At 70.2% G+C, this 24,521-nt stretch carries 23 protein-coding genes; 5 read left to right on the plus strand and 18 right to left on the minus strand.

Going from position 1 to position 24,521, the window contains the following annotated elements:
* Positions 1-48: 48 nt before the first annotated feature.
* The 4 genes from rlmB to ACF3M1_RS06050 all read left to right on the plus strand — a co-directional run bounded on the left by rlmB (position 49) and on the right by ACF3M1_RS06050 (position 5,609).
* Positions 49-816 carry a 23S rRNA (guanosine(2251)-2'-O)-methyltransferase RlmB gene (gene rlmB / locus ACF3M1_RS06035; protein ID WP_394004694.1) on the plus strand — a complete coding sequence of 256 codons (768 nt, stop codon included), beginning with the start codon at positions 49-51 and terminating at the stop codon, positions 814-816.
* Positions 817-843: 27 nt separating this feature from the next.
* Entirely contained in the window at positions 844-3,855 is a 3,012-nt protein-coding gene (locus ACF3M1_RS06040) for a diguanylate cyclase (RefSeq protein ID WP_394004695.1), read from the plus strand.
* A 140-nt stretch (positions 3,856-3,995) separates the two neighbouring features.
* On the plus strand, positions 3,996-4,310 hold the full coding sequence (sugE, locus tag ACF3M1_RS06045; RefSeq protein ID WP_096210055.1) for a quaternary ammonium compound efflux SMR transporter SugE: 315 nt from the start codon (positions 3,996-3,998) through the stop codon (positions 4,308-4,310).
* 165 nt (positions 4,311-4,475) lie between these two features.
* Positions 4,476-5,609 (plus strand): metallophosphoesterase, encoded by a 1,134-nt coding sequence (locus ACF3M1_RS06050; protein ID WP_394004696.1) that lies wholly within the window; start codon positions 4,476-4,478, stop codon positions 5,607-5,609.
* Between the two features lie 87 nt (positions 5,610-5,696).
* Here ACF3M1_RS06050 and rnt read toward each other — a convergent pair whose 3' ends face one another.
* The 7 genes from rnt to pstS (ACF3M1_RS06085) all read right to left on the minus strand — a co-directional run bounded on the left by rnt (position 5,697) and on the right by pstS (ACF3M1_RS06085) (position 12,485).
* Positions 5,697-6,353 (minus strand): ribonuclease T, encoded by a 657-nt coding sequence (rnt, locus tag ACF3M1_RS06055; RefSeq protein WP_394004697.1) that lies wholly within the window; start codon positions 6,351-6,353, stop codon positions 5,697-5,699.
* Between the two features lie 117 nt (positions 6,354-6,470).
* Positions 6,471-7,175, minus strand: a complete 705-nt coding sequence (phoU, locus tag ACF3M1_RS06060; RefSeq protein WP_394004698.1) for a phosphate signaling complex protein PhoU — start codon at positions 7,173-7,175, stop codon at positions 6,471-6,473.
* A gap of 130 nt (positions 7,176-7,305) precedes the next feature.
* Complete coding sequence (gene pstB / locus ACF3M1_RS06065) at positions 7,306-8,133, minus strand: phosphate ABC transporter ATP-binding protein PstB (RefSeq protein ID WP_096210059.1); 828 nt, start codon at positions 8,131-8,133, stop codon at positions 7,306-7,308.
* A 32-nt stretch (positions 8,134-8,165) separates the two neighbouring features.
* Complete coding sequence (gene pstA, locus ACF3M1_RS06070) at positions 8,166-9,053, minus strand: phosphate ABC transporter permease PstA (protein ID WP_394004699.1); 888 nt, start codon at positions 9,051-9,053, stop codon at positions 8,166-8,168.
* The gene (gene pstC, locus ACF3M1_RS06075; protein ID WP_394004700.1) at positions 9,053-10,024 is read right to left on the minus strand and encodes a phosphate ABC transporter permease subunit PstC; all 972 of its coding nucleotides are present in this window, start codon (positions 10,022-10,024) and stop codon (positions 9,053-9,055) included. Before pstC ends, pstA begins: the two co-directional genes overlap by 1 nt.
* 109 nt (positions 10,025-10,133) lie before the next feature.
* Positions 10,134-11,225, minus strand: coding sequence for a phosphate ABC transporter substrate-binding protein PstS (gene pstS, locus ACF3M1_RS06080; protein ID WP_394004701.1), 1,092 nt, complete (start codon positions 11,223-11,225; stop codon positions 10,134-10,136).
* A gap of 225 nt (positions 11,226-11,450) precedes the next feature.
* Positions 11,451-12,485, minus strand: coding sequence for a phosphate ABC transporter substrate-binding protein PstS (pstS, locus tag ACF3M1_RS06085; RefSeq protein WP_394004702.1), 1,035 nt, complete (start codon positions 12,483-12,485; stop codon positions 11,451-11,453).
* A 283-nt stretch (positions 12,486-12,768) separates the two neighbouring features.
* Here pstS (ACF3M1_RS06085) and ACF3M1_RS06090 point away from each other — a divergent pair, with 283 nt between their 5' ends.
* On the plus strand, positions 12,769-14,073 hold the full coding sequence (locus tag ACF3M1_RS06090) for a porin (RefSeq protein WP_394004703.1): 1,305 nt from the start codon (positions 12,769-12,771) through the stop codon (positions 14,071-14,073).
* Between the two features lie 420 nt (positions 14,074-14,493).
* On the opposite strand, the gene gspM is transcribed toward ACF3M1_RS06090, so the two are convergent.
* Genes gspM through ACF3M1_RS06145 form a run of 11 tightly spaced genes read right to left on the minus strand, consistent with a single transcriptional unit; the run spans position 14,494 to position 24,369 of the window.
* Positions 14,494-14,982, minus strand: coding sequence for a type II secretion system protein GspM (gene gspM / locus ACF3M1_RS06095; RefSeq protein WP_394004704.1), 489 nt, complete (start codon positions 14,980-14,982; stop codon positions 14,494-14,496).
* Complete coding sequence (gspL, locus tag ACF3M1_RS06100) at positions 14,982-16,082, minus strand: type II secretion system protein GspL (protein WP_394004705.1); 1,101 nt, start codon at positions 16,080-16,082, stop codon at positions 14,982-14,984. Before gspL ends, gspM begins: the two co-directional genes overlap by 1 nt.
* Positions 16,079-17,062: a type II secretion system minor pseudopilin GspK gene (gene gspK, locus ACF3M1_RS06105; RefSeq protein WP_394004706.1), complete on the minus strand. Its 984-nt coding sequence runs from the start codon at positions 17,060-17,062 to the stop codon at positions 16,079-16,081. Before gspK ends, gspL begins: the two co-directional genes overlap by 4 nt.
* Positions 17,059-17,670, minus strand: a complete 612-nt coding sequence (gene gspJ, locus ACF3M1_RS06110; protein WP_394004707.1) for a type II secretion system minor pseudopilin GspJ — start codon at positions 17,668-17,670, stop codon at positions 17,059-17,061. The genes gspK and gspJ overlap by 4 nt, the downstream gene beginning before the upstream one ends.
* Positions 17,667-18,011, minus strand: a complete 345-nt coding sequence (gspI, locus tag ACF3M1_RS06115; protein ID WP_394004708.1) for a type II secretion system minor pseudopilin GspI — start codon at positions 18,009-18,011, stop codon at positions 17,667-17,669. Before gspI ends, gspJ begins: the two co-directional genes overlap by 4 nt.
* A complete protein-coding gene (locus tag ACF3M1_RS06120) occupies positions 18,008-18,451 on the minus strand; it encodes a GspH/FimT family pseudopilin (RefSeq protein ID WP_394004709.1) in 444 nt (147 codons plus the stop codon). Before ACF3M1_RS06120 ends, gspI begins: the two co-directional genes overlap by 4 nt.
* A gap of 11 nt (positions 18,452-18,462) precedes the next feature.
* Positions 18,463-18,909 carry a type II secretion system major pseudopilin GspG gene (gene gspG / locus ACF3M1_RS06125; RefSeq protein ID WP_394004710.1) on the minus strand — a complete coding sequence of 149 codons (447 nt, stop codon included), beginning with the start codon at positions 18,907-18,909 and terminating at the stop codon, positions 18,463-18,465.
* Between the two features lie 37 nt (positions 18,910-18,946).
* Positions 18,947-20,146 carry a type II secretion system inner membrane protein GspF gene (gspF, locus tag ACF3M1_RS06130; RefSeq protein ID WP_394004711.1) on the minus strand — a complete coding sequence of 400 codons (1,200 nt, stop codon included), beginning with the start codon at positions 20,144-20,146 and terminating at the stop codon, positions 18,947-18,949.
* Positions 20,133-21,620: a type II secretion system ATPase GspE gene (gene gspE, locus ACF3M1_RS06135; protein ID WP_394004712.1), complete on the minus strand. Its 1,488-nt coding sequence runs from the start codon at positions 21,618-21,620 to the stop codon at positions 20,133-20,135. The genes gspF and gspE overlap by 14 nt, the downstream gene beginning before the upstream one ends.
* Complete coding sequence (gspD, locus tag ACF3M1_RS06140; RefSeq protein WP_394004713.1) at positions 21,620-23,665, minus strand: type II secretion system secretin GspD; 2,046 nt, start codon at positions 23,663-23,665, stop codon at positions 21,620-21,622. The genes gspE and gspD overlap by 1 nt, the downstream gene beginning before the upstream one ends.
* Positions 23,662-24,369: a type II secretion system protein N gene (locus ACF3M1_RS06145; protein ID WP_394004714.1), complete on the minus strand. Its 708-nt coding sequence runs from the start codon at positions 24,367-24,369 to the stop codon at positions 23,662-23,664. The genes gspD and ACF3M1_RS06145 overlap by 4 nt, the downstream gene beginning before the upstream one ends.
* Between the last annotated feature and the right edge of the window lie 152 nt (positions 24,370-24,521).

Genomic DNA, 24,521 nt, shown 5'->3' on the forward strand with positions numbered 1-24,521 from the left:
GAACCGGCCCCGTTTCCAGTCCGGATCTTCTTTTTCGGAACCCGTCGCATGAGCAACAAGCAGAACCAGTGGATCGTCGGCATCAACGCCGTCGCGGCGGCCGTCGAACACGACTCCGACAACGTGCGCGAGGTGCTGATCGAGGCCGGCGCGAAGAACCCGCGTATCGCCGAGATCGAATCCGATGCGCGCCGGCGCGACATCGACGTGCGCCGCGTCAATCAGCAGGCGCTCGACGGCGTGGCGGGCGGTTTGCGCCACCAGGGCGCGGCGGCGCGCTATGCCGCCGCGAAGACCTGGGACGAGAACGAACTCGAAGGCCTGGTCGAAGCGGCCGAGGGCAAGGCCCTGCTGCTGGTGCTCGACGGCGTGCAGGACCCGCACAACCTCGGCGCCTGCCTGCGCAGTGCGGCGGCCGCAGGTGTCACCGCCGTGGTGATCCCCAAGGACAAGGCCGTGCAGGTCAACGCCACCGTGCGCAAGACCTCGGCCGGCGCCGCCGATCACGTGCCGGTGGTGCGGGTGACCAACCTCTCGCGCACGCTGCGCGACCTGCAGAAGCTGGGCGTGTGGATCTACGGCCTGGCCGGCGAGGCCGACGCCTCGCTGTACGCGATCGACCTGCGCGGCAACGTCGCCCTGGTGCTCGGCGGCGAGGCCGACGGCCTGCGCCGGTTGACGCGCGAGCATTGCGACCAGCTGGTGACGATTCCGATGCCGGGCGCGGCGGCAGCGGCCGGCGTGGAAAGCCTCAACGTGTCGGTGGCGGCCGGCGTCACGCTGTTCGAGGCGGTGCGCCAGCGGGTGGCCGGCTGACGGCAGCGGGCGGTCGGGGCGATGGCGATGACCGGCGCGTCACGGCGGTCGGGCAACCGTGCATCGGCGTGGCTGCGACGCTGCGGCCTGCCGGGCGCGGTGCTGGTGCTGGCGGGGCTGGCCGGGACGCCGCTTCCCGCGGCTGAGCCGCGTGCGCCGGCCGATGCGCCGGCGCCGCTGCACGACTACGCGTTCGATCGCTGGACCTCGCGCGACGGCCTGCCGCACAATTCGGTCCGCGATCTCGCGCAGACCCCCGACGGCTATCTGTGGCTGGCGACCTGGGAAGGCCTGGTGCGCTACGACGGTCTCGAGTTCACGGTCTACGACCGCGGCACCGCCGATCCGGCCCTGCCCGACAACGGTGTCGGCGCACTCTATGTCGACCCGCGCGGCGCGCTCTGGTTCAGCGATTCGCGCGGCAACCTGGGACGACGGGACGCCGACGGCGCCTGGCGGTTCTGGCGGTCGAGCGACGAAGACTGGCCGCAGGTGTTGATCCACGCGATGGCGATGGATGCGCAGGGCCGCCTGTGGCTGCTGTTCGAGGGCCGCGGCGTGGGCTGCCTGCATCCGGATGGCCGCTTCGAGCACGTCGAGGCGCCGGCGGGCGTGCCGCTGCCGCTGAGTTATCCGCACATGGCCATCGGTGACGACGGCCGGATCTGGATCGGCGGCCTCGACGGCCTCGTCGTGCGGGAGACCGATGGCCGCCTGCGCCGCGCGCCGTCGGCGCTGGGCCTGCCACCCGGACTGGCCTGGCCCTACCGCGCGCCCGACGGCACGGTCTGGCTGGTCGCCGGCGACGGGGTGTATCGCGTCGACGGAACGCGGGCACGCCGTGTGCACCGGATTCCGGGGCAGGGCGACTTCACCGCGATGCTGCAGGACGGCCGCGGCGATCTCTGGCTGGGCAGCGAAAGCCGCGGCCTGCTGCGCGTCGGCGCACGCGGCATCGAAGCACCGCCCGCCGACGCCGCGCGGCCCGCGGGGCGCATCGTCCAGCTGCTGGAGGACGCCGAAGGCAGCATCTGGGCCGGCGCCAATGGCGGTTTGTTCCGTGTGCGCGAGACACTGTTCACGCGGCTGCTCGCGCGCGACGGCCTCAGCGGCGACTACGTCCGCGCACTGATCGAGGACGGGGCTGGCCGGCTGTGGGTAGGCGGCACCGGCGGGCTGGACCGGCAGGGTGCGGACGGGCGCCTGTCGCCCGTGCCGCTGCAGCCGGGCGTGCCGCCGTCGGTGTTGAGCCTGGCCTGGGACGCCGCCGGCGATCTGTGGGTGGGCGCGTACGGCGGCCGCGTCTTCCGCGTGCGCGACGGCCGGGTGCTGCAGCGCCTGGACGGGTTTCCCGGCCACATCCGCGCGATCGAGCCCGACGGCGACGGCGGCGTGTGGCTGGCCACCCACCGAGGCCCGGTGCGCCTGGTCGATGGCCGTCCGGCGACACCACGCGTGCCCGGCCTGCCGACGGGCCTGGTGACGTCGCTGGCGTGGATCGACGATGCGCTGTGGATCGGCTCGGTCGAAGGCGCGAGCGTGCTGCGCGACGGCCGCGTCCGGCACCTGCCGCTGCCCGCCGCCGACGGCGCGCGTTCGGTATTCGCCTTCCGCCGCATCGGTGACGACGTCTGGCTGGCGACCGACCGCGGGCTCTACCGGGAGCGCGACGGCGTGCTGGCCCGGGTCGGGTTGGAGCAGGGCCTGCCGGTCGACACGGTCTTCCAGATCGTGCCCGACCGGCTCGGCAACGCCTGGATTACCTCCAACCGCGGGATGCTGCGGGCGCGCATGGCCGATCTCGACGCGGTCGCCGACGGACGCCTGGCGCGCGTGCCGGTCGAGCGCTACGACGAGATCGACGGCATGTCCAACGCCCAGGGCAACGGCAGCTCGTCGCCGTCGGCCCTGCTGCGGCGCGACGGGTCGGTGTGGATGGCGACCGCGGTCGGCCTCAGCGGCGTCGATCCCGCGCGCTGGAAGGCCATCCAGCGGCGCCCGCCGCCGCTGCCGCGGATCGAATCGGTGCGGATGGACGGCGCGCCCGTGGCGATGACCGACGGCGCGCGTGTGGACCGCGGCACGCGTCTGTCGGTGTCGTATGTGGGGCTGAGCTTCCTGATGTCCGAACGCATCCGCTTCCGCACCCGTCTGGAAGGCCTGGACCCCGACTGGATCGAGCGCGGTCGCCAGCGCAGCCTGGACGTCGTCGGCCTGCCGCCGGGCGATTACGTGCTGCACGTGTCGGCCGCGCACCCGGAAGGCGAATGGAGCGCGCGCGACGCGCAGTGGCGCTTCACCGTCGTGCCGGCGTGGTGGCAGCGTCGCAGCGTGCAGGCACTCGCGGTGCTGCTGGTGCTGGCCGGGCTCGCGCTGGCCTACCGCACGCGCATCCTGCGCTACCGCCGTGCCAACGCGCGTCTGGCGCAACTGGTCGACGACCGCACGCGCGCCCTGCAGAGCCAGGCCGCGCAGCTGCTCGAAGCCGACAGCGAGAAGACCGAGCTGCTGGACCGCCTGCGCGCCCAGGCCGAGACCTTCGAGCGCCAGGCCTACGAGGACGCGCTCACCGGCCTGCCCAACCGGCGCAGTTTCGACAGCGCACTGGCCCGCGAGGTCGCACGCGCGCATCGGCGGCGCCAGCCGCTGTGCCTGATGATCCTCGACATCGACCGCTTCAAGGCGATCAACGACGTGCACAGCCACGCCACGGGCGACGAAGTGCTGCGTCAGGCCGGCGCGCTGCTCGCCGGCGCCTGCCGTGCGTCCGACATCGCCGCGCGGATCGGCGGCGAGGAGTTCGCGATGATCCTCGTCGATGCGACCCTCGACGAGGCGCACGGCCTCTATGCCCGATTGCGCGACGCCTTCGCGCGCGAGGACGGCTGGGGCGGTGTGACGGGATTGCGCGTGACCATCAGTGCCGGCGCGGCGATGCTCGACCCGCTCGACACCGTGCCCGCGCAGCTGATGCGCCGCGCGGACATGGCGCTGTACCGCGCCAAGAGTGCGGGACGCGACCAGCTCTGCGACATCTGAGCGACGCGCCGGCTGCGCCCGTGGCGCGCGGACATTCAGGCGTGGCCCGATAGCATTCCCGGCTCACGGTGGCAGGGACGACCCTGCCGGTTCGCACCGCGCGCGGGGACGGCCCCATCTTCGATCGATGGAGGTGTCCGATGTCGTGGTTCATCCTGCTGCTCGCCGGCCTGTTCGAGATCGCCTGGGCGATCGGCCTGAAATACACCGAAGGCTTCACCCGGCTCTGGCCCACGCTGGGCACGGTTGCAGCGATGGGCGTGAGCATCACGCTGCTCGGCCTGGCGATGAAGTCGTTGCCGCTCGGCACCGCCTATGCGATCTGGGTCGGTATCGGCGCCGTCGGCACCGCGCTGCTCGGCATGCTGCTGTTCGACGAGCCGGCCACGGTGGCGCGCCTGGTGAGCCTCGGGCTCATCGTCGCCGGCCTGGTTGGGTTGAAGCTCGCGAGCTGAGTGTCGACTTGCAGATGGCGATGCGGGTCGATGCAACGCAGCATCCTGCCGAAACCGCATGATCCGGCCGCGGCGCGGCTGGCATGCACGGCGCACATCGCCGACCATGGCCGGCCCCTGACGGCCCGGTGATCCGGCCGTCGTCGCGCTGCCATTGGATGTCGTGTGCTGAGTGTCGTTGCGGTCGTTCTTGCGTCCTATCTCGTCGTGCGTGTGGTCTGGCCGCTGCGCTTGTCGCGCGCGGCGCGCGCCGGTCTTGCGTTGCTGGTGTTCGGGCTCGCGCTGCATCACCGCATCGTCGCGCGGTTCGCCGGCAGCATGGCGTCTCCGGAAATTCCCAAGGCCGCCATCGCCGTGCTGGGCACCGGCTTCATCGCCCTGCTGCTGACCACGGTCTTCGTGCTGCTGCTCGATGCGCTGTGCATTCTCGCCTGGGCGCTGCGCCGCCGCCGCGCGCTCGCGGCGTTGCGACGGCCCGGCGTGCGCCCGCTCATCGCGGCGGTCGCGCTGCTGCTGTCGGGCTACGGCACCTGGCAGGCGATGGCGGTGCCCCAGGTGCGCCAGGTCGAGATCGCGATCGAGGGGTTGCCCGAGGCCTTCGACGGCTATCGCCTGCTGCAGATCACCGACCTGCACGCGAGCCGCCTGCTCACCGGCGACTGGGTGGCTGCGGTCGTGGCCGCGGGCAATGCGCAGCAGCCGGATCTGATCGTGCTCACAGGCGACATGGTCGACGGCAGTCCGCGTGCGCGGGCCGACGACATGCGGCCGCTGGCCGGGCTGCAGGCGCCGGACGGCGTGGTCGCCGTGACCGGCAACCACGAGTACTACGCCGAGTACCGCGCGTGGATGCCGGCGCTGCGGGCGCTCGGCATGCAGGTGCTGGAAAACGGGTATCTCGAGATCCGGCGCGGCGACGCGGCGCTGACGCTCGCCGGCGTGACCGATCCGGTCGCCGCGCGCTACGGCCTGCCGCTGCCGGACAGTGCGGCCGCGCTGGCCGGTGCCGATCCGCAGGCGCCGGTGATCCTGCTCGAACACCGACCGCGCGAGGCGCGCGCGCGGGCGCAGGCCGGTGTGGCGCTGCAGCTCTCGGGGCACACCCACGGCGGCCACATCGTCGGCATGGACCGGCTGGTCAAGCGCGCCAACGGCGGTTTCGTCTCCGGCCTTTACGACGTCGACGGCATGGCGCTGTACGTCGGCAACGGCGCCGGGCTGTGGCCCGGTTTCGCGACACGCATCGGCGTGCCGTCCGAGATCGCGCTGATCACGCTGCGCCCGGCGACGTCCGGCTGAGCGGCGCGGTCGCCTGCAGCACGTGATGAGGGCGGGTGTCGACGGCCCGTGCGGGCGCCGTGTGGGCCGCGCGAAGCGCGCGGGCGCTCAGGCGGCCGGCGTGGGCGCCGGCCAGGCGTTGGCGATGCGGCAGAACAGCCGCGCGGTCTGCTCGGTGTCGTAGAGCGCCGAGTGCGCCTGGCTCTGGTCCCACTCGAAGCCGGCGGCCTGCACGGCGCGCGCGAGCACGGTCTGGCCGTAGGCCACGCCCGCCAGCGTCACGGTGTCGAACACGCTGAAGGGATGGAACGGATTGCGCTTGTGGCCGCTGCGTTCGACCGCGGCGTTGACGAAGCCGAGGTCGAAATGCGCGTTGTGCCCGACCAGGATCGCGCGCTGGCACTGGTGGTGGCGCACCGCGGCACGCACGCCGGTGAAGATGTGCTCGAGCGCGTCGTGCTCGCTGCGCGCCAGGCGGAACGGATGGTGGATGTCGATGCCGGTCACTTCCAGCGACTGCGGATCGATCTGCGTGCCCGCCGCCGGCTCGACGTGCGCATGCACCGAGCGGCCGAGCACCAGCTGCCCGTCGGCGTCGAGATCGAGCGGAATCGCGGCGATCTCCAGCAGCGCATGGCGGCGCGCGTCGAAGCCGCCGGTCTCGACGTCGACGACGACCGGCAGGAAGCCGCGGAAGCGGCGTGACATCGGGAGGTGGGGTGTGGCCGCTACGACCGGCGTGGTCGGGACGTCGAGATCGCTCATGCGCACAAGCCTAGCAGAGCGTCGCCGGCGCCCGGGCGCGTGATGCGCGGGCCGGAAGCACAGGTCGCGATGCGGTGCGCGCGGGCGCACCTGCATCGCGCCATCCCGCGCGGAGGCTCAGACGACGGTGTTGGTCTCGTCGCGCTTGTCGCGCGGCGGCAGTGCGTCGTCGCCGTGGACCAGGAACCAGATGTTCTCGGCGATGTTGGTCGCGTGGTCGCCGATCCGCTCGATGTTCTTGGCCATGAACAGCAGATGCGTGCTCGGGGTGATCGCGCGCGGGTCTTCCATCATGTAGGTCAGCAGCTCGCGGAACAGGCTGGTGTAGACGGTGTCGATCTCCGCGTCCTGGTCACGCACGCGCTGCGCGGCCTCGGCATCGTTGTCGCGGAACGCGATCAGCACGTCGCGCACCTGGCGCACCGCCAGCTGGCCCAGCACGGTCAATCCGCGGGTGTGCGGCAGCGGCGGCGCGAGATTGAGTGCGGTCGAGCGCTTGGCGACGTTGGCGGCGTAGTCGCCGATGCGTTCGATGTCGGCGGCGATGCGCAGGGCGGCGAGGATCTCGCGCAGGTCGCGCGCCATCGGCCCACGCAGCGCCAGCTTCATCACGTCCTGGCTGACCTCGTGCTCGAGTGCGTCGATGGCGTCGTCGTTGGCGATGATGCGTTCGGCGGCCTTGTCGTCACGGCGCTCCACGACATCCAGCGCGGCTTCGAGCTGCGAGGCGGCCATTTCGCCCATGCGCAGGATTTCCTGCGTCAGGCGGTTGCGCTCGTCGTCGTAGCTCTTGACGATGTGGTCGTTCGGTTGGATGGGCATGGGTGGCTACCGGAATTGGGGATTGGGGATTCGGGATTCGGGTGGCGTAGATGACGATCCGCGATCGGCAGGGCATTCGCAGTTTCGAATCCCCGATCCCGACTCCCGAATCCCGCGCCGGCAGACTCGGCTAGCCGAATCTGCCGGTGATGTAATCCTCGGTCTGCTGCTTCGAGGGCTTGGAGAAAATGGTCTCGGTGGTGTCGTGCTCGATCAGGTCGCCGAGATACATGAAGGCCGTGTAGTCCGAGACGCGCGCGGCCTGCTGCATGTTGTGGGTGACGATGACGATCGTGTAGTCGACCTTCAGTTCCTCGACCAGCTGCTCGATGCGGCTGGTGGAGATCGGGTCGAGCGCCGACGTCGGCTCGTCGAGCAGCAGCACGTCGGGGCGCAGGGCGACGGCGCGTGCGATGCACAGGCGCTGCTGCTGGCCGCCGGACAGGCCCAGCGCGCTCTGGCCGAGCTTGTCCTTGACCTCGTTCCACAGCGCGGCCTGGGTCAGCGCCTGTTCGACGCGGACGTTGAGCTCGGCCTTGGACAGCTTTTCGTGGTGGCGGATCGCGTAGGCGACGTTCTCGAAGATCGTCATCGGGAACGGCACCGGCTTCTGGAACACCATGCCGACCTTGCTGCGCAGCCGGTTCATCGGATACTTCGGCGACAGGATGTTCTCGCCGTCCAGCAGCACCTCACCGCTGGCGGTCATCTTCGGATACAGCGCGTAGATGCGGTTGAAGATGCGCAGCAGCGTCGACTTGCCGCAGCCCGACGGGCCGATCAGCGCGGTCACCCGCTTTTCGGGAATCTCCAGCTCGATGCCCTTGAGCGCATGGAAATCGCCGTAATGGAAATCCAGCCCGCGCGCGGCGATCTTCACCGGCGCCGGCGCCAGCACTTCACGTGCGTGGGTGGCCAGGTGGATCCGTTGCGTCGGGGCGGTATGCAGGTCGTTCATGGACGGTCCGTTCGAAGAAGGGGCAGTGCGGATCAGTCGTGGCTGATCCGCTTGCGCAGCAGGATGGCGCGGGCGACGAGGCTGACGATGAGCACGAAGCTCGTGAGCACCAGCGCGCCGGCCCAGGCCAGTTGCTGCCAGGATTCATACGGGCTGCCGGCGTACTGGTACATCACCACCGGCACGCTGGCCATCGGCCGCATGACGTCGCTGTTCCAGTACTGGTTGCCGAACGCGGTGAACAGCAGCGGCGCGGTCTCGCCGCTGATGCGGGCCAGGGCGAGCAGGATGCCGGTGACGATGCCCGCCGACGCGCTGCGATAGAGCACCTGCACGATCACCTTCCAGTGCGGCACGCCCAGCGACAGTGCCGCCTCGCGCATCTGCGTGGGCACCAGTTGCAGCATCTCGTCGGTCGTGCGCACCACCACCGGCAACACGATGAAGGCCAGGGCGATCGCGCCGGCCAGCGCCGAGAAGCGGCCGCCGGTCTGCATCACGAACGCGGTGTAGACGAACAGGCCGAGCACGATCGACGGCGCCGACAGCAGGATGTCGTTGACGAAGCGCACGACGGTGCCGATCTTGCGGGCCCGCCCGTACTCGGCGAGCCAGGTGCCGGCGGCCACGCCCATCGGCGTGCCGATGGCGATCGCCAGCGCGCACATCACCGCGCTGCCGAAGAAGGCGTTGGCCAGACCGCCTTCCTGCATCGGCGGCGGGGTCATCTGGGTGAACAGCGCCCAGTTGATGCCACCGGCCGCCTTGGAGACCAGCGTCCACAGGATCCAGCCGAGGAAGAACAGGCCGAAGGCGGCGGTAAGGCAGCCCAGGACGATGGCGACGCCGTTGACGATGCGACGACGGCCGTAGAGGCGGTCGGCGACCTGGCGCTCGCGTTCGGTGACGACACTGGCCATCACTTGCCCTCCTTGCGCGACAGCTGCATCAGCATCAGGCGTGCGATCGCCAGGACCACGAAGGTCACCAGGAACAGCACGAAACCGAGCAGCAGCAGCGCCGAGCGGTAGGTTTCGGTGGCTTCGCCGAAATCATTGGCGATCAGCGCCGCGATCGTCGTGCTGGGCTCGAGCAGCGACGGGGTCAGACGCACCGAATTGCCGATCACGAACGCGACCGCCATCGTCTCGCCGAGTGCGCGGCCGAGGCCGAGAAAGATGCCGCCGATCACCGCCGAGCGGGTATAGGGCAGCACGATGTCCCAGCTCACTTCCCACTTGGTCGCGCCGAGTGCATAGGCCGATTCCTTCAGGCGCGTGGGCACGGTCAGGAACACCTCGCGCATCACCGACGAGATGAAGGGAATCACCATGATCGCGAGCACGAAGCCCGCGGTCAGCGTGCCGATGCCCAGCGGCGGGCCCTGGAACAGCAGGCCGATGCCGGGAATCGCACCGAAGTAGTCGTTGAGGAACGGGGTGACGTAGGTCGTCATCACCGGCACCAGCACGAACAGGCCCCACATGCCGTAGATGATCGACGGAATGCCGGCCAGCAGTTCGATCGCCGTGCCCACCGGCCCGCGCAGCCAGCGCGGCGCCACCTCGGTGAGGAAGAACGCGATGCCGAAGCTCACCGGCACGGCGATGATCATCGCGATCAGCGCGGTGACGATGGTGCCGAGGATCGGCACCAGCGCGCCGTAGCGGTTCTCGACCGGATTCCAGTCGGCACTGGTGAAGAACGACAGGCCCTGGGTGGCCAGCGCGTCGCGCCCGCCCCACAGCATCGACAACGCGGCGCCGGCAAGGGCCAGCATCGCGAATACGACGGTGGCCGCGAGCAACCAGCGGAAGAGCCGGTCGTTGCGGGCGTCGCGGAGGTCGCGTTGCCGGGGTGCCGGCGCGGCGGAAAGGGTGGCAGCGGTCATCGGATCCCTTGTGTTCCGTCAGTCCCGCGCGGGCGGGACGTCATTGCCGTCGGTTGCGACACGATCGCGCGGCGTGCCGCCATCGGGGCGACCCGCCGCACGTGTGCCGTCACTGGAACTCGGCGGCCCAGTAGGCTTCGATCTGCTGCACCAGCTCGGCCGGCAGCGGCACGTAGTGCAGTGCGCTGGCCTGGGCCTGGCCGGACTCGAGCGCCCACTTGAAGAAGTCGCGTGCGGCCTGGCTGCGCGCGGCATCACGCGGCTGCTTCGGCATCAGCATGAAGTTGGTCGCGGTGATCGGCCACGCATTGGCGCCCGGGGCGTTGGTGATGACCAGGTTGAAATCCTGCGCGCTGGCCCAGTCGGCGGTCGCGGCCGCGGCGGCGAAGCTCTCCTCGCTCGGCTGCACCCAGTTGCCCGCGGCATTCTGCAGCGACGCATACGGCATGTTGTTCTGCAGCGCATAGGCCAGCTCGACGTAGCCGATCGAGCCCTTGATCTGCTGGACGTAGGAGGCGACGCCCTCGTTGCCCTTGCCGCCGACGCCGACCGGCCACTGAACCGAGGTGCCTTCGCCGATGCGCGACTTCCAGTCCGGGCTGACCTTGGACAGGTAGTTGGAGAAGTTGAACGTCGTGCCCGAACCGTCGGAGCGGTGGACGATGCTGATCTTGCCGGCGGGCAGGGAGACACCCGGGTTCAGCGCCGCGATCGCGGGATCGTTCCAGGTGCCGACCTTGCCCATGAAGATGTCGGCGAGCAGGGCACCGGTCAGGCGCAGCTGGCCCGGCTGCAGGCCGTCGACGTTGACCACCGGCACCACGCCGCCGATCGCCGACGGAAACTGGCCCAGGCCCGCGGCCTGCAGTTCGGCGCTGTCGAGCGGCTTGTCGGTGGAGCCGAAATCGACGGTGCCGGCCTTGATCTGGGCGATGCCGCCGCCCGAGCCGATCGACTGGTAGTTGACCCGGTTGCCGGTGGCGGCGTTGTAGTCGGCCGACCAGCGCGACACCAGCGGGAAGATGAAGGTGGCGCCGGCGCCGGTGATCTGCATGGCGACGCGGTCGCCTGCGCCCTGGCTCGCGCCCGGGGCGCCGTCAGCGGACTGGCCGGCAGGTGCGCCGTCGTTGCCGCCGCAGGCGGCCAGGAAGACCAGGGAAGACAGCGCGAGCGCGCCGATGCGGACGATGGAACGGGCCATGAGCAACTCCATGTGGGAATGCGGCGCGTGCGCCGTCTGGGTCCGGACATGAAATGATGTTTTTGTTACATCCGTATGACGCCAGTCATCCTTGCAGGAGAACGGCCTCGACGCCACCCCGTGACATAACGAAAAAAGCGGGCCCGAAGGCCCGCCTGGATGGCGACGCGAAGGCGGATCGGCCGGGGAGAGGACGCCCGACCCGCATTCACGAAGCCGTCTGACTCAGTACCGCGCGTTCTCGGCCCAGTAGCGCTCCACCTGCTGGACCAGCGTAGCCGGCAGCGGGACATAGCCGAGCTGACGCGCCTGCTCGCCGCCATTGGCGTAGACCCAGCGGAAGAAGTCCTGCGCGCTCTTGGCACCGGCGCGGTTGCGCGGATTGCGGTGCATCAGGATGAAATTGGTCGCCGTGATCGGCCATGCGTTCTGGCCCGGGGCATTGGTCATCACCAGATAGAAGTCGCGCGACGTGGCCCAGTCGGCGCTGGCCGCGGCGGCCGAGAACGTCTCCTCGCTCGGGTTGACGAAATTGCCGGCGGCGTTCTTCAGGCGGGAATACGCCAGGCGGTTCTGCAGCGCATATGACAGTTCGACGTAACCGATGCCGCCCTTGATCTGGCGCACGTACGCGGCCACACCCTCGTTGCCCTTGCCGCCGATGCCGACCGGCCAGCGCACCGTGGTGCCTTCGCCGACGCCGTCCTTCCAGGCGGGGCTGACCTTGGACAGGTAGTTGACGAAGTTGAAGGTCGTACCCGAACCGTCGGAGCGGTGGACCACGGTGATGCGTGCGTCGGGCAGCGCGAGGCCGCCGTTGAGTGCGACGATCGCCGGGTCGTTCCAGCGGGTGATGTTGCCTAGGAAGATGTTGGCCAGCGTCGGGCCGTCGAGCTTCATCGCGCCGGCGGCGACGCCTTCGACGTTGACGATCGGCACCACGCCGCCGATGACCGAGGGGAACTGCACCAGGCCCGACTTCTGCAGGTCGGCGGGCGGCAGCGGTGCGTCGGAGGAGCCGAAATCGACCGTGCCGGCCTTGATCTGGGCGATGCCGCCGCCCGAGCCGATCGACTGGTAGTTGACCTGGGTGCTGGTGGCATTGCGGTAGTCGGCCGACCAGCGCGTCATCGCCGGGTAGACGAAGGACGCGCCGGCACCGGTGACGTCGGTGGACTGGGCGCTGGCGCCGAACGTGGCCGCGAGCAGCGTGGTGGACAGCACCAGCGTGGCGACCCGGGCCTTGAGTAGAGCGTGCATGGGAGTTCCCTGGAGTAAGGGCGGCAGGTGCCGCCGTGCTGCGCAATTTCACGTTCTTGACATGACAATTGCGGGTCAACGGCATGACCGGCGGGTGACGTCGGCGTTGCGGACTCGCGATCGGGCGCAGCCCGCGTCGTCATCCAAATGTCATGTGATTGCAATTTGAGTGTCAGCAAACGTAATCACGCTGCACATCATTCAGTCACACGCGTTTCATGTGCACACGGCCGCGAGCCGCGATGTCGCCGCTGCATCCATCTCCACTCAAGGGAATCCACCCATGCGTCATTCCATTCTGGCCGCGTCCGTCGCTCTCGCCGTCGCGTCCGTCTCCTTCTCCGCTGCAGCCCAGAGCCAGAGTCGGGATGCCGAAGTGGCCGCGCTGCGCGCGCAGCTGGCCGAGCTGCAGGCCAAGGTCGACGCGCTCGAGGTCCGCACCGACGCGCAGTCCGACATCAACATCGGCACCCAGGAAAGCCTGGACAAGATGGCCACCACCGCGCCGGTCATCGACACCAAGGGCGGCCTGAAGGTCACCTCGGCCGACAAGCAGTTCGAGTTCCAGGCCGGTGGACGCATCCACTTCGACGCCTATGCGTTCGATCGCGACATCGCCGCGAGCACCGGCACCACCGAGTTCCGCCGCGCGCGCCTGACGCTGCAGGGCAAGGCCTACGGCTGGGACTACAAGTTCGAGCAGGATTTCGCCGCCGGCACCGGCCTCGACGGCTTCCGCGACGTGTTCATCGCCAAGTCGGCGCTGGGCGGCAAGGTCACCATCGGCCACTTCAAGCCCTACCGCTCGATGGAAGAGCTGACCAGTTCCAACGAGATCCTGATGATGGAACGGCCGTTCGCCTCGGCCACCGGCCTGTTCAACGGTCGCCAGTTCCAGCAGGGCGTGGGTTACCTGCGCGCGGACACCAACTACACCGCCGGCTTCTCGGTGTTCAACCTGCGCAGCGCCTCGGGCACCCGCAACGAGGGCGTCGGCGCCGCCGGCCGCTTCACGTTCGCGCCGATCAACACCGAGGCGAGCACGCTGCACTTCGGTGGCTGGGCCAGCCACGAGAACGTCAACCAGGGCTCGGCCGACATCGCCGCGACGGCCAACTACGCCGGACGCCGCGGCCCGTCGCAGACCATCGCCACGACGACGTCGGGCAGCCGCAACACGGTCGACGCCTACGGCCTGGAAGCGGCCGGCTCGTTCGGTCCGCTGTTCTTCCAGAGCGAATACGCCATTGCCAGCTTCGGTCAGCCGGCGGCGGCCGACCAGGACATCACCACCTGGTATGTGCAGGGCAGCTGGCTGCTCAACGGCGGCCACAAGGCCTACAAGGCCGGAAACGGCATCTTCGCTTCGCCGAAGGTGACCGATCGCGGCCTGTGGGAGCTGACCGCGCGCTACGACACGATCGAGAACAAGGACCTGGTGAACCGCGAGGCGAGCAGCTGGATTGTCGGCATGAACTACTACGTCAATCCCAACCTGCGCTTCATGTTCAACTACACCAACGGCGACAACGAAGTGACCGGCGACAAGACCGGCCAGTACGCGCTGCGCACCCAGTTCGCGTTCTGATCGACACCGCTGTTCGATCTGCAAAGCCCGCGGCCATCACCGCGGGCTTTTTTTTGTGTGATTGGCGATCCCCGTCGGAGCGGCGCGATCGATCCGAATGGCGCACAGGCGCGCGCCGGATGCATCGCCCGGGAGGCGATATCCGCGTCGGCATTCGGACGGTTCTCGCTGGCGTGGTCGTGGCGTCGCCGCGATCGTCATCGCTCATGCCGGGCGCGTTCGGATCGCGTACGTCATCGGACGACCGGGAACGCGTCGAGACAGCAGACGCGGAGGCGGGCGTGCCACGGTCGTGTGTGGCCGGTGCCACATGCAGCCGCGGCGTACAGGCGATGCAGACGTGCATTCGATCAAGGGCGCTGGCGCGTATAGCCGCGTGGGCCGCCTGCGGGTGGCTCGGGCCCGTGCATGCGCTCGGGGTCATCGGACGATGTCGAACCCGGCTTGCACCCGAAGCCGGCCCTCGCTCCTTGCCACACTCAGGGTGGACGGGGCCAGGCCGCGCTGCAGCCGCAGGTCGTCCAGCCAGGCGAACAACTGCTGCGACGTGGCGGCATCCGCTTCGATACCGAAGCCGCCGCCGTGTTCGCGCTCGCGGCTCACGGCCAGTCCGGCCCTGTCCGCTGACGCCAGCACAGCGGCCTTCAACGCGGCCGCGTCGACCGGCGGTGCGATGTCGCGCCGATCCAGGTCTCGCAGCTGCGCCAGCTGCAGCTCGGCCTGCAGCAGCGCCAGCGTGGCGTGTTCGTGGCGTGCCTGCGCGGCATCGGCGGCCTTGCGCAGCGGGGTCAGCAGCCCGTACCAGAGCACGAACGCGGCGATCGCGGCGGTCATCAGGCCCAGCATCCAGCGCTCGCGTGGTTCGCGCTGCTGCCACCAGCGGCTGACGCGCGGCTTGTCGATCTGCATCAGAGTGGCTCCACGGCGACGAGGCTGCGCAGGCCGGTCTCGACCGGCTGGCTGTCGAGCGGCACCAGTGCCAGCCCGCGGTCGGCCAGAGAGTGGCGCACGAGTTCGAGGTCCTGCTCGCTGCCGTGCACCAACCCGGCGCGCACGCCGGTGTCGAGCGTGAATTCGTAACTGTCGAGCCGGGCGCCGGGCACCGCCCGCAACGCCTCGAACAGCGCGGCCGAGTGCGTGGCCAGCATGTCCGGCGCCAGGCGCTGGCGGTAATACGTGCCGAGACCGGCTCCGGTGAGCTGGGGCCGGTACTGTGCCGCCAGCGCGTCGGCACGTGTTTCCAGCGAGCGTGCCGCCAGGCCGTGATACAGCGCCTGCGCGCCGACCAGTAGCAGCGGAGACAGCAGGGCCAGCGCCGCCAGCCAGCGCAGGCGCCGGCGTCGGCGCGGCTGCGCCTCGTCGCGGCGCGCGTACGGGCCCTGCAACAGGTCGAGCGCAGGGGCGGCCAGCGCATTGGCGGCGAAGCGCGCGTCGCGCGCGCCGTCGTCGAGCCGCTGCACCGGCCGCGCCCCGATCAGGCGCTGCAGCAGATCCGGCTCGGCGGCGACCGCGAGCTTGCGGCCACGCGCCAGCAGCAGACCGTCGCGTTCGCAGACCTGCACCCCGTCGTCCGTCGGCGCATCGAGCAGCAGGCAATCGGGCACCACGGCCGCGGGGCGCAGTCCCAGTTGCGCGGCCTGTTGCAGCCAGTCGCGCATCAAGGCGGCGTCGACCACGCCGAGCAGACGCTGCGGGTCACCGGTCTCGGGGTCGCCGACGGCCACGTGCAGGTCAGTGCCCGGCTGCGCGACATGGTCCTGCAGCATCAGGCGGGCTGCGGCCACGGCCTGCGCCGCGCTGCGCGCCGGCAGATCGAACCAGTGCAGGCGCAGCGCCTCGGCCGGCACGACGAGGATGTCGCGCATGCCGGGTTCGGCCGGCAGCGGATGGGCGGGGTCGCAGTGCCGGCGTGCGACGACATGGCCGCCGGTGTCGATCGACAGGCACGTCGCGGCGCGCGATGGATCGGCACCCAGCTGCAGCAGGCGGATGGGGAAGGCGGTGTTCATTCGTCGGGAGTCCAGCGGCGGACGATCAGGCGGGCGCGGTCGCCCTCGGCGTGCAGCAGTGCACTGAGCACCGCCTGCGCACCGGCGTAGTCGACTTCGGTCTGCAGGGTGAACCAGCGGCTGCGCAGCTGCACCTGGTCATAGACCTCGTTCGGCAGCTCGCTGGCAGCGAGCGCGGGTTGCGCCCAGAACGCGGTCGCATCCGGCCAGCCGCCGTCCGGACGCGCGGCGATCACGCTGCGCGCTTCGGCAGGCGTCAGGCGTCCCAGGCTGAGCATGCTCAGCACCGGGGCCTGGTCGAGGCTCAGCGCGTTGACGTTCACCGGCGACAGCGCGGCGCTGGGCAGCGCGCAGACGTAGGGACGCAGGCGCGCGTAGGCCGCGCCGTCGTAGCCGCGGATCGCCCGCAGTTCCGACGGCTCGGCAAGCAGGGCGCCGCTGGTCCGGTAGCCGGGCTGCATTGCGGCGTAGGTGGAATCCTCGGCGCCGAGCGGCGCGCGCTGCGCATCGCTGTCGATCCAGTCGGCCAGCGTGTCCGCCAGGGCCTGGGCCTGGGCGGCGGCGAATCCCAGCGCCTGCAGCAGGGCCACGTACTGGCTCACCCCCAGCTCCCGGCGTTGCCATTGCTCGGGCGCGCCGGTGACCACGCTGTTGAGGTTGAAGCAGGTGCTGCCATCGCCCAGCCGCGCGCGCACCAGGCCGAGGGTCTGGCCGTCTTCGACGATCGGGAACAGCAGCGGTTTGTCGTTCCATTCCGCAACATCGACACCACCGCGCTGCAGTTCGCCCAACCGTTGCCGGGCCAGTGCCTCGCTGCCGAGCGCATAGCGCTGCGCCTGCGCGATCGCATGCGCGTTGCCGGTCCGGCGCAGACCGAAGCGGATGTCGTCGAGCATCGCCACCGCCAGCACGGTCATCACCGCGGTGAGCAGCAGCACCGAAAGCAGGGCCATGCCGCGCTGTCGCACCGGCGCGGTCATTCCGCTTCGCCCGGCAGCAGGAAGACCTGGCGCACATGGCCGAAGTCGCGGACCTCCATCTCCAGCGCGACCGCCTGCGGCAGCGTAGCGAGGCCGCCGCCCCAGCCGTCGCTCCAGAAGCCGCGCGCGTAATAGAACGCACGCACCGACTCCACGCCGTCCAGCAGCACCTGCGGCGCGCCGGCTGCGCTGCCGTCGAGCGCGGCGCGTGTACTGCGCTGCAGGCTTCCGTCGGCGACGCGGTACTCCACGTACTGCATCGACGCGCGTGGCGCGCTGTCCGGATTTTCCCAGCCGCGGCGGACGAAGCCCAGCAGCGGACGGCTGCGGTCGTCCGGCGGCGCGGCGGTGAAGGCCGACAACTCGGCCACGCCATCACTGCGCCGGGTGCGGCGCACGGCGGCCTGGCCGAGGTCCGCCTTGAGCAGGGCATGTGCGCGCTGCAGTTCGGCGGTGCGGTCCATGCGCGCGCGGATCACGCCCTGCTGGTCGGCCGTCCATGCCAGCACGCCGACCGCGGCCGCGGCGAGCATCGCGAAGATCGCCAGCGACACCAGCACCTCGATCAGGGTGAAGCCGCGTGCGCGCGGGTGCGATGCACGGCTCATCGCAGCACCTCGGCACTGGCCACCTGCTGGCCGTCGTCGGCGAACACCGCGATGCGCACGCGGGTCAGACCGGCGCCGGCGGGTTCGATCGCGCGCCGCCACCGCCATTGGCGATCGCCGAGACGTTCTTCGCCCTGCGCAGCATCGGGCGTCGCATCGCCGATCTGTGCCTCGACCGCCAGGTTCTCGGCCAGGATGCCGGCCAGCGCCCGGGTCTCGATCTGCAGTGCACTGCGCGTGCTGCCGCCGCTCAGATTGAGCAGGGCGACGACGACGAGCGCGAACACCGCCAGCGCGACCAGCAGTTCGATCAGCGAGAAGCCGCGCGCCGCGTCGGTCATTGCACGCGCACCGTGCCTGCGGCGTCGACCACGATCTCGGCGTGCAGGCCGTCGCGCGCCAGTCGCAGGCGCTGCGGTTCGGCGGCGCCGGTGGCGTCGAAGCGGACGTTGAGCTGGCCCCGGCGTTCCGGCAGCACGGCGATCACGCCGTCGGCCCAGGGGCGTGCGGAGAACGGCGCGTCGTCCAGCGGCTGCCACCGGCCGAAGTCGCGTCGGCTGAACCGGTAGCCGCCGGCGTCGACGCTCACCTGCATCGCGCGGCCGCCGAGGATGGCTTCGTCGCGCGCGTGCTTGAGGTGCAGGCCGAACTGGTCGGCCTGGCGATGAAAGCCGGCATTGCCGTCGGGCAACGTCAACGCCACCGCCGTCGAAGCCAGGCCGATGACGACCAGAACCACGAGCAGTTCGATCAGCGTGAACCCGGCCTGCGCGCGTGGCATGAGCGTGCGTGTTACTGCCAGTTGCCGATGTCGGCGTTCTCGCCTTCGCCGCCCTCGGCGCCGTCGGCGCCGAACGAGAAGACGTCGAACGCGCCGCGCTGTCCCGGTATGCGGTACTGGTACGGGTTGCCCCATGGATCGGCCGGCAGACGCCGCACGTAGCCGCCCGTGCGGTAGCGCTCGGGACGGGCCAGCCCCGGCGGCGGCTGCTGCAGCGCCTGCAGGCCCTGTTCGGTGCGCGGGTAGGTCAGGTTGTCCAGGCGGTAGCTGTCGAGCGCCTGTTCCAGCAGCGCGACATCGGCGCGCGCTTTCTCCACCATCGCGCGGTCCTGGCTGGGCAGCACGTTGATCACCACCACCGTGGCCAGCAGGCCCAGGATGACGATGACCACCATCAGTTCGATCAGGGTGAAGCCGCGCGCTCTGGCGACGGCGGGACGGGAACGACGAAGCATCATGGCGAAGGGTTCCGGGTCGGTTGCGGACGGGTGGGGATCAGCCCAGCGCCATCGAGTTGAACTGCAGGATCGGCAGCAGGATGGACAGGACGATCATGGCGACCACGCCGCCGAGCACGATGATGATTCCCGGCTCGAGCAGGCTCAGCGTGGCGTTGGAAAAGGTGTCGATCTCGCGCTCGAGATAATCGGCGGCGCGGTCGAGCATCGGCGCCAGGCGGCCGCTGTTCTCGCCGCTGCCGGTCATGTAGAGCAGCGTGGGCGGGAACACGCCGGCGCGCTTCATCGCCGAGGACATGCTGCCGCCTTCGTCGATCGCGGTGACCATGGTGTCGGTGGCGGCGCGCAGCACGCGGTTGCCGACGGTGCGCGCGGTGATCGCCAGTCCTTCGATCAGCGGCAGGCCGCTGTCGAGCATGATCGCCAGCGTGCGCGACATGCGCGCGGCGTGCAGGTCGCGCAGCACCCGGCCGAGCAGCGGCAGGCGCAACAGCCAGCCGTCGAAGCGCAACCGGAAATCCTCGCGTTTGAGCAATCTGGCGAAGACGACGGCGCCGACCACCAGCAGCGTGGCGACGAGCCAACCCCACTGATTGATGAAATCGGACACGGCGATGACCGCGCGCGTCAGCAGCGGAAGTTCGCGGCCCATCGAATCGAACTGTTCGACCACGCGCGGCACCACGAATGTCATCAGTGCGATCACCACCGCCACCGCGGTCAGCGACAGCGCGGCCGGATAGACCAGGGTGCCGATCATCTTGCCGCGCACCTGCTGCTGGCGTTCGAGCAGATCGGCGAGGCGTTCGAGAATCTGCGGCAGCGCGCCCGAGCGTTCGCCCGCCGACACCATCGCCCGGTACAGCGGCGGAAACGCCTTGCCCTGCTGGGCCATCGCATCGGCCAGCCGGCGGCCCTCGAGCACCTGGGCGTGGGTGGCCATCACCACCCGGCGCACGCCGCGCCGGTCGCTCTGGCTGCCGATCGTGCGCAGGGCTTCTTCCAGCGGTGCGCTTGCCACGAGCGTCGACAGCTGGCGGGTCAACAGGGCGAGGTCCTTGGCGCCGAAGCGGCCGCCGCGCCCGCCCGGATGCTGCTGCATCGCGGGCTCGACCGAGACCGGCACCAGCTGCCGCTTCTCCAGCAGCGCACGCGCGTCGCGCGGCGTCGCGGCCTCGACCGTGCCGGCACGGGTGTGGCCGCGCAGGTCCAGCGCCGAGTAGTCAAACGCCGGCATCGTCCCGGGTCTCCTGACGGGTGACGCGCACGGCTTCTTCCAGCGTGGTCAATCCGGCCGCGACCGCATCACGTGCAGCGTCCGACAGCCGCTCTGCATTGGCGAACGCCGCGTCGGCGATGGCGTCTTCGCCGGCGTCGCTGGCGATCAGGCGGCGGATGCGGTCGTCGACGGTGATCACTTCGTGGATGCCGATGCGCCCGGCGTAGCCGGTGTGGTTGCAGCGCGGGCAGCCCACCGCGTCGTACAGCACACCGTCGACCTCGCCGCCGAGCATCCCGGCAAATCCGCTGTGGGTGCGCGGCGTGCGGCAGTGCACGCAGAGCTTGCGCAGCAGCCGCTGCGCCATCACCAGGCGCAGGCTCGAGGCCAGCAGGAAGGGCTCGATGCCGACATCGCGCAGCCGGGTGATCGCGCCCGCGGCGTCGTTGGTGTGCACCGTCGACAGCACCAGATGACCGGTGAGACTGGCCTGCACCGCGATCTGCGCGGTCTCGGCATCGCGGATCTCGCCGACCATGACGATGTCCGGGTCCTGGCGCAGGATCGCGCGCAGGCCTGCGGCGAAGCTCATGCCCACGCGCGTGTTGACCTGGGTCTGGCCGACGCCCTCGACCGCATATTCGACCGGGTCTTCGACGGTCAGGATGTTGCGCTCGCCGTCGTTGAGCGCGGTCAGCGCGGAATACAGCGTGGTGGTCTTGCCCGAGCCGGTCGGGCCGGTGACCAGGATCACGCCGTTCGGCACCTGCAGCGCCTTGCGCAGCGACGCCAGCGTGGGCGCCGACATGCCGAGTTGCTCGAGCGACAGCGTGCCCTGTTCCTTGTCGAGGATGCGCAGCACCACGCGCTCGCCGCCGCGGGTGGGCAGGGTGGATACACGCACGTCCAGCGCCTTGGCGCCCATCGCCAGCGACACGCGCCCGTCCTGCGGCACGCGCCGTTCGGCGATGTCCAGGCGCGCCATCACTTTCACGCGCGACACCAGCAGCGGCGCGATACGCGCCGGCAGCGACACCGCCTCGCGCATCACGCCGTCGACGCGGAAGCGTACGCGCAGCGCGGATTCGAACGATTCGATGTGCACGTCGGACGCGCCGAGACGCGCGGCCTCGGCGATCAGGCCGTTGATCAGACGGATGACCGGCGCATCGCCCTGGCGTTCCAGCAGATCGGCGGTGGTCGGAATGTCCTCGACCAGCGAGTCCAGATTGCCGTGCAGATGCAGCTGCTCGACGCCTGCGGCATTGCCCAGCCCGACATCGGCGTAGATCTCCGACAGGCGCCGGTCGAACGCGGTGGGCGTCAGCGTGTCTACCCGCAGCGGCAGGCCCACGGCGCGCCGGACCTCGATCAGCGCGTGCGCGTCCCCGCCTTCGCGAAGCGCCACGTGCGCGTGGTCGTCGGTGTCGAGCAGCAGCACGCCGTGCCGTTTGGCGAAGGCGTACGCCAGGGGGCGCGTGGGCGTGCGCATCAGGGGTTCGGCGCGGCGTCCGGGGTGACCGGAGCGGAGGGCGGCGGCGCCGGGAGCGCCGACGGTGTGGCTTCGAGGTAGTCGCGCACCAGCGCATCGAGTTCGACCAGCGCGGCCGGATCGCCGCGCAGCCCGGTGTCGCGCAGGTAGCCGTAACGCTGCGCGGTCCGGCGCTGCGCATCGGCCCCGTTGCGGATGATCGTGGGCCGCAGGAACACCATCAGATTGGTCTTGGAACTGTTGCGCGAGCGGCTGCGGAACAGCGCGCCGAGGCCGGGGATGTCGCCGAGCAGCGGGATCTTCTCCAGTCGCGCGTCATTGCTCTGGTCGAGCAGGCCGCCGAGTACCACCATCGCGCCGTCGTCGACGACCACGTTCGTCTCGACCTCGCGCTTGTTGAGTACCAGCTCGTCGTTGCTGCTGCTGACCGTCCCGTTGACCGACGAGACCTCCTGCTTGATCGACAGCGTGATGCCGCCGCCGGCGTTGATCTGCGGCCGCACCGTCAGCTGGATGCCGACATCCTGACGATCGATGGTGCGGAAGGGGTTGTCGTTGTTGCCGCTGAGCACTTCGCCGGTGGTGATCGGCACTTCCTGCCCGACCATGATCCGCGCGTCCTCGTTGTCGAGGGTGAGGATCGACGGCGTCGACAACAGGCTGGACCCGGTGTCGGTCTTGACCGCGTTGATGATCAGGCCGAACAGGGTGTTGTCGCGCTCGGCAGCGAAGCCCAGCAGTCCGCCGCTGAGGCCCAGCAGCGCCTGCGCGGCCGCCTGGCGAGCGGCGTCGCCCAGGGCGTCGTCGTCGTCGTCGTTGCGCCGGCCTGCCAGGGCGCCACCGGCCAGCGAGGTGATCCCCGGGCCACCGTTGGAAAACTGGGTCAGTCCGATCGGAATCGAGCCGTCCTTGCCCGCGAGCAGCAACTGGGTGCCGAGCCGACTGGCGGCGGCGTCGGAGATCTCGACCACCAGCGCTTCGACCAGCACCTGCTCGCGGCGCACGTCGAGCTGGCGGATCACGTCGAGCAGGATCCGCTGGGTGCTGGGATCGGCGCTGATGACCAGCGAGTTCGCGCCCGGGTAGCGCACGATCACCGGACGCTTGCCGCCGGCCGGGGAAATGATCTGCAGGTTCTCGGCATCGGCGGCCGCGGGCACGGCGGCGGCCATCGCGGCGCTCGCAGCAGCGCCGCCGCCGTCGGGCGATTGGCCGATCAGTTGCTGCAGCACCGGCAGCAGCTGCTCGGCGCTGGCGTGCTGCAGCTTCACCACGGCGACGTCGCTGCTGCGCTCGGCGCGGCTGTCGAGTTCCAGCGCCATCCGCGCGACCCGCTGCACCATCGTCGGGTTGCCGCGGATCACCAGCGAATTGCTGCTCTCCACCGGCAGCACCGACAGCGCGCCGTCGTTCTGTCCGGAGATGCCGTAGAGGTCGACGAGCGTTGCGGCCAGTTCGCGCGCCGACGTGTTGCGCAGGGTCACGGTGTCGATGCTGGCGCTGTCGTGATCGATCTGCGACACCAGGCCGCGGATGCGGCGCAGGTTGTCGACGTAATCGGCTACCAGCAGGCTGTTGCCCTGGGGCAGGGCCATCACCACGCCGCCTCGGCCGATCAACGGCTTCAGCGTTTCGGCGGCGGCGCGCGCGTCGATGCGCTGCAGCGGAAACACGCTGGTGGCGTAGCCGAGCGGCGAGCCCGGCTGTTGTGCGGCCAGTTCGTCGGGGACGATGCGATAGGTGGCGGTGCCGGCCGGCACGGCGATCAGGCCGTTGCTGCGCAGCACGGTGAGCAGCACTCCGATGAGGTCTTCGTCGGTCAGCGGACGGTCGCGGCTGACGTTGACCGTGCCCTGCACGCGCGGGTCGACGATGAAGGTGGTGCTGGTGGCACGCGCCACATCCTGGATGAAGGCGGTCAGCTCGACGTTCTGCATGCGCAGGGCCGGTGCTTCGGCCTGCGCCTGGGCCGACAGCGGCGGGGTGGGGCAGGCCAGCAGGACGGCGGTCGCCAGCAGCCACCGCGCCGGGATGCGGGGGCTCATGGCGCGCTGCCTCCGAGGCTCAGGGTGCGGGTCTGGCCGTCGCGCTCGAAGGTCACGACGGCCCTGGGGTTGGATTTCAATTCGCTCGCCAGTTCGGTGATCACGCTCGGCGACAGGACCTGGCCGTTGACGGAGAGCAGCACGTCGCCGGGCTGCAGGCCGGCGGCACGCAACAGCACCTCGCTGTTGCCGCGTGGCAACAGGGTGTAGCCGGCGAGGCGGCCATCGACGGTGCGCGCCTGCAGTCCGGCTTCGAGCAGCTGCGCGGGATCGACGTCCGCGCTGCTGGCCGGTGCAGGCGTGGGCGAAGGTGGCGCCGGGATCGACGCGGCCGGCGCATCGGCCTGCGCATCCTCCACGAGCGCCAGCCGCTGCCCGTTGCCCAGTTCGACGTGGTCGGCCCTCACGGCCGCGAGGACCAGGCCGGGTGCCAGCGCGTCGCCGACGCCATAGACCGATTGCGGCTCCCGGTCGCGGCCGAGAATGGCCGTGCCCTGGCCGTCGGCGGCGGTGCGCAGGCCGAACAGGCGCCAACCGTCGGTCGCGACGGGCGCGGCCGACGCAATGCCGGCAAGAAACGGGTCATGTGCCGCCAACTCCGGAATCTGTGAGGGGAGGCTGGTCACCTGCGGCGTGCCGGCGACGCTGGCCGGCGCGAGCACCAGCCATGCAAGCCGGGCGAGCTGGGTCAGCAGAACGAGCAACAGGACGATCTCGGCCAACCCGGGCCAGGGCCACCGCGACGTACCCGGAAACACGTGGAAAATAGGCAAGGCAGGTAGGCAGGTAACCGATTCATGACAGCATGAGTCAGCGATATGACATTGCTGTTTCGCGATTGATCCCGTCTGCAACG

Source organism: Luteimonas sp. WGS1318 (assembly GCF_043187535.1).
Taxonomy (GTDB): Bacteria; Pseudomonadota; Gammaproteobacteria; order Xanthomonadales; family Xanthomonadaceae; genus Luteimonas.

What these genes read in the sequence shown, in the direction of transcription:
- gspE (WP_394004712.1), bottom strand. Translation starts at nt 21,620, where the DNA reads ATGCGCACGCCCACGCGCCCCCTGGCGTACGCCTTCGCCAAACGGCAC.
- gspD (WP_394004713.1), bottom strand. Translation starts at nt 23,665, where the DNA reads ATGAGCCCCCGCATCCCGGCGCGGTGGCTGCTGGCGACCGCCGTCCTG.
- gspK (WP_394004706.1), bottom strand. Translation starts at nt 17,062, where the DNA reads ATGACCGCGCCGGTGCGACAGCGCGGCATGGCCCTGCTTTCGGTGCTG.
- phoU (WP_394004698.1), bottom strand. Translation starts at nt 7,175, where the DNA reads ATGCCCATCCAACCGAACGACCACATCGTCAAGAGCTACGACGACGAG.
- ACF3M1_RS06040 (WP_394004695.1), top strand. Translation starts at nt 844, where the DNA reads ATGACCGGCGCGTCACGGCGGTCGGGCAACCGTGCATCGGCGTGGCTG.
- gspL (WP_394004705.1), bottom strand. Translation starts at nt 16,082, where the DNA reads ATGAACACCGCCTTCCCCATCCGCCTGCTGCAGCTGGGTGCCGATCCA.
- ACF3M1_RS06090 (WP_394004703.1), top strand. Translation starts at nt 12,769, where the DNA reads ATGCGTCATTCCATTCTGGCCGCGTCCGTCGCTCTCGCCGTCGCGTCC.
- pstS (WP_394004701.1), bottom strand. Translation starts at nt 11,225, where the DNA reads ATGGCCCGTTCCATCGTCCGCATCGGCGCGCTCGCGCTGTCTTCCCTG.
- gspI (WP_394004708.1), bottom strand. Translation starts at nt 18,011, where the DNA reads ATGACCGACGCGGCGCGCGGCTTCTCGCTGATCGAACTGCTGGTCGCG.
- gspM (WP_394004704.1), bottom strand. Translation starts at nt 14,982, where the DNA reads ATGCAGATCGACAAGCCGCGCGTCAGCCGCTGGTGGCAGCAGCGCGAA.
- rnt (WP_394004697.1), bottom strand. Translation starts at nt 6,353, where the DNA reads ATGAGCGATCTCGACGTCCCGACCACGCCGGTCGTAGCGGCCACACCC.
- rlmB (WP_394004694.1), top strand. Translation starts at nt 49, where the DNA reads ATGAGCAACAAGCAGAACCAGTGGATCGTCGGCATCAACGCCGTCGCG.
- gspJ (WP_394004707.1), bottom strand. Translation starts at nt 17,670, where the DNA reads ATGAGCCGTGCATCGCACCCGCGCGCACGCGGCTTCACCCTGATCGAG.
- ACF3M1_RS06120 (WP_394004709.1), bottom strand. Translation starts at nt 18,451, where the DNA reads ATGCCACGCGCGCAGGCCGGGTTCACGCTGATCGAACTGCTCGTGGTT.
- gspG (WP_394004710.1), bottom strand. Translation starts at nt 18,909, where the DNA reads ATGATGCTTCGTCGTTCCCGTCCCGCCGTCGCCAGAGCGCGCGGCTTC.
- pstS (WP_394004702.1), bottom strand. Translation starts at nt 12,485, where the DNA reads ATGCACGCTCTACTCAAGGCCCGGGTCGCCACGCTGGTGCTGTCCACC.
- pstB (WP_096210059.1), bottom strand. Translation starts at nt 8,133, where the DNA reads ATGAACGACCTGCATACCGCCCCGACGCAACGGATCCACCTGGCCACC.
- pstA (WP_394004699.1), bottom strand. Translation starts at nt 9,053, where the DNA reads ATGGCCAGTGTCGTCACCGAACGCGAGCGCCAGGTCGCCGACCGCCTC.
- sugE (WP_096210055.1), top strand. Translation starts at nt 3,996, where the DNA reads ATGTCGTGGTTCATCCTGCTGCTCGCCGGCCTGTTCGAGATCGCCTGG.
- gspF (WP_394004711.1), bottom strand. Translation starts at nt 20,146, where the DNA reads ATGCCGGCGTTTGACTACTCGGCGCTGGACCTGCGCGGCCACACCCGT.
- pstC (WP_394004700.1), bottom strand. Translation starts at nt 10,024, where the DNA reads ATGACCGCTGCCACCCTTTCCGCCGCGCCGGCACCCCGGCAACGCGAC.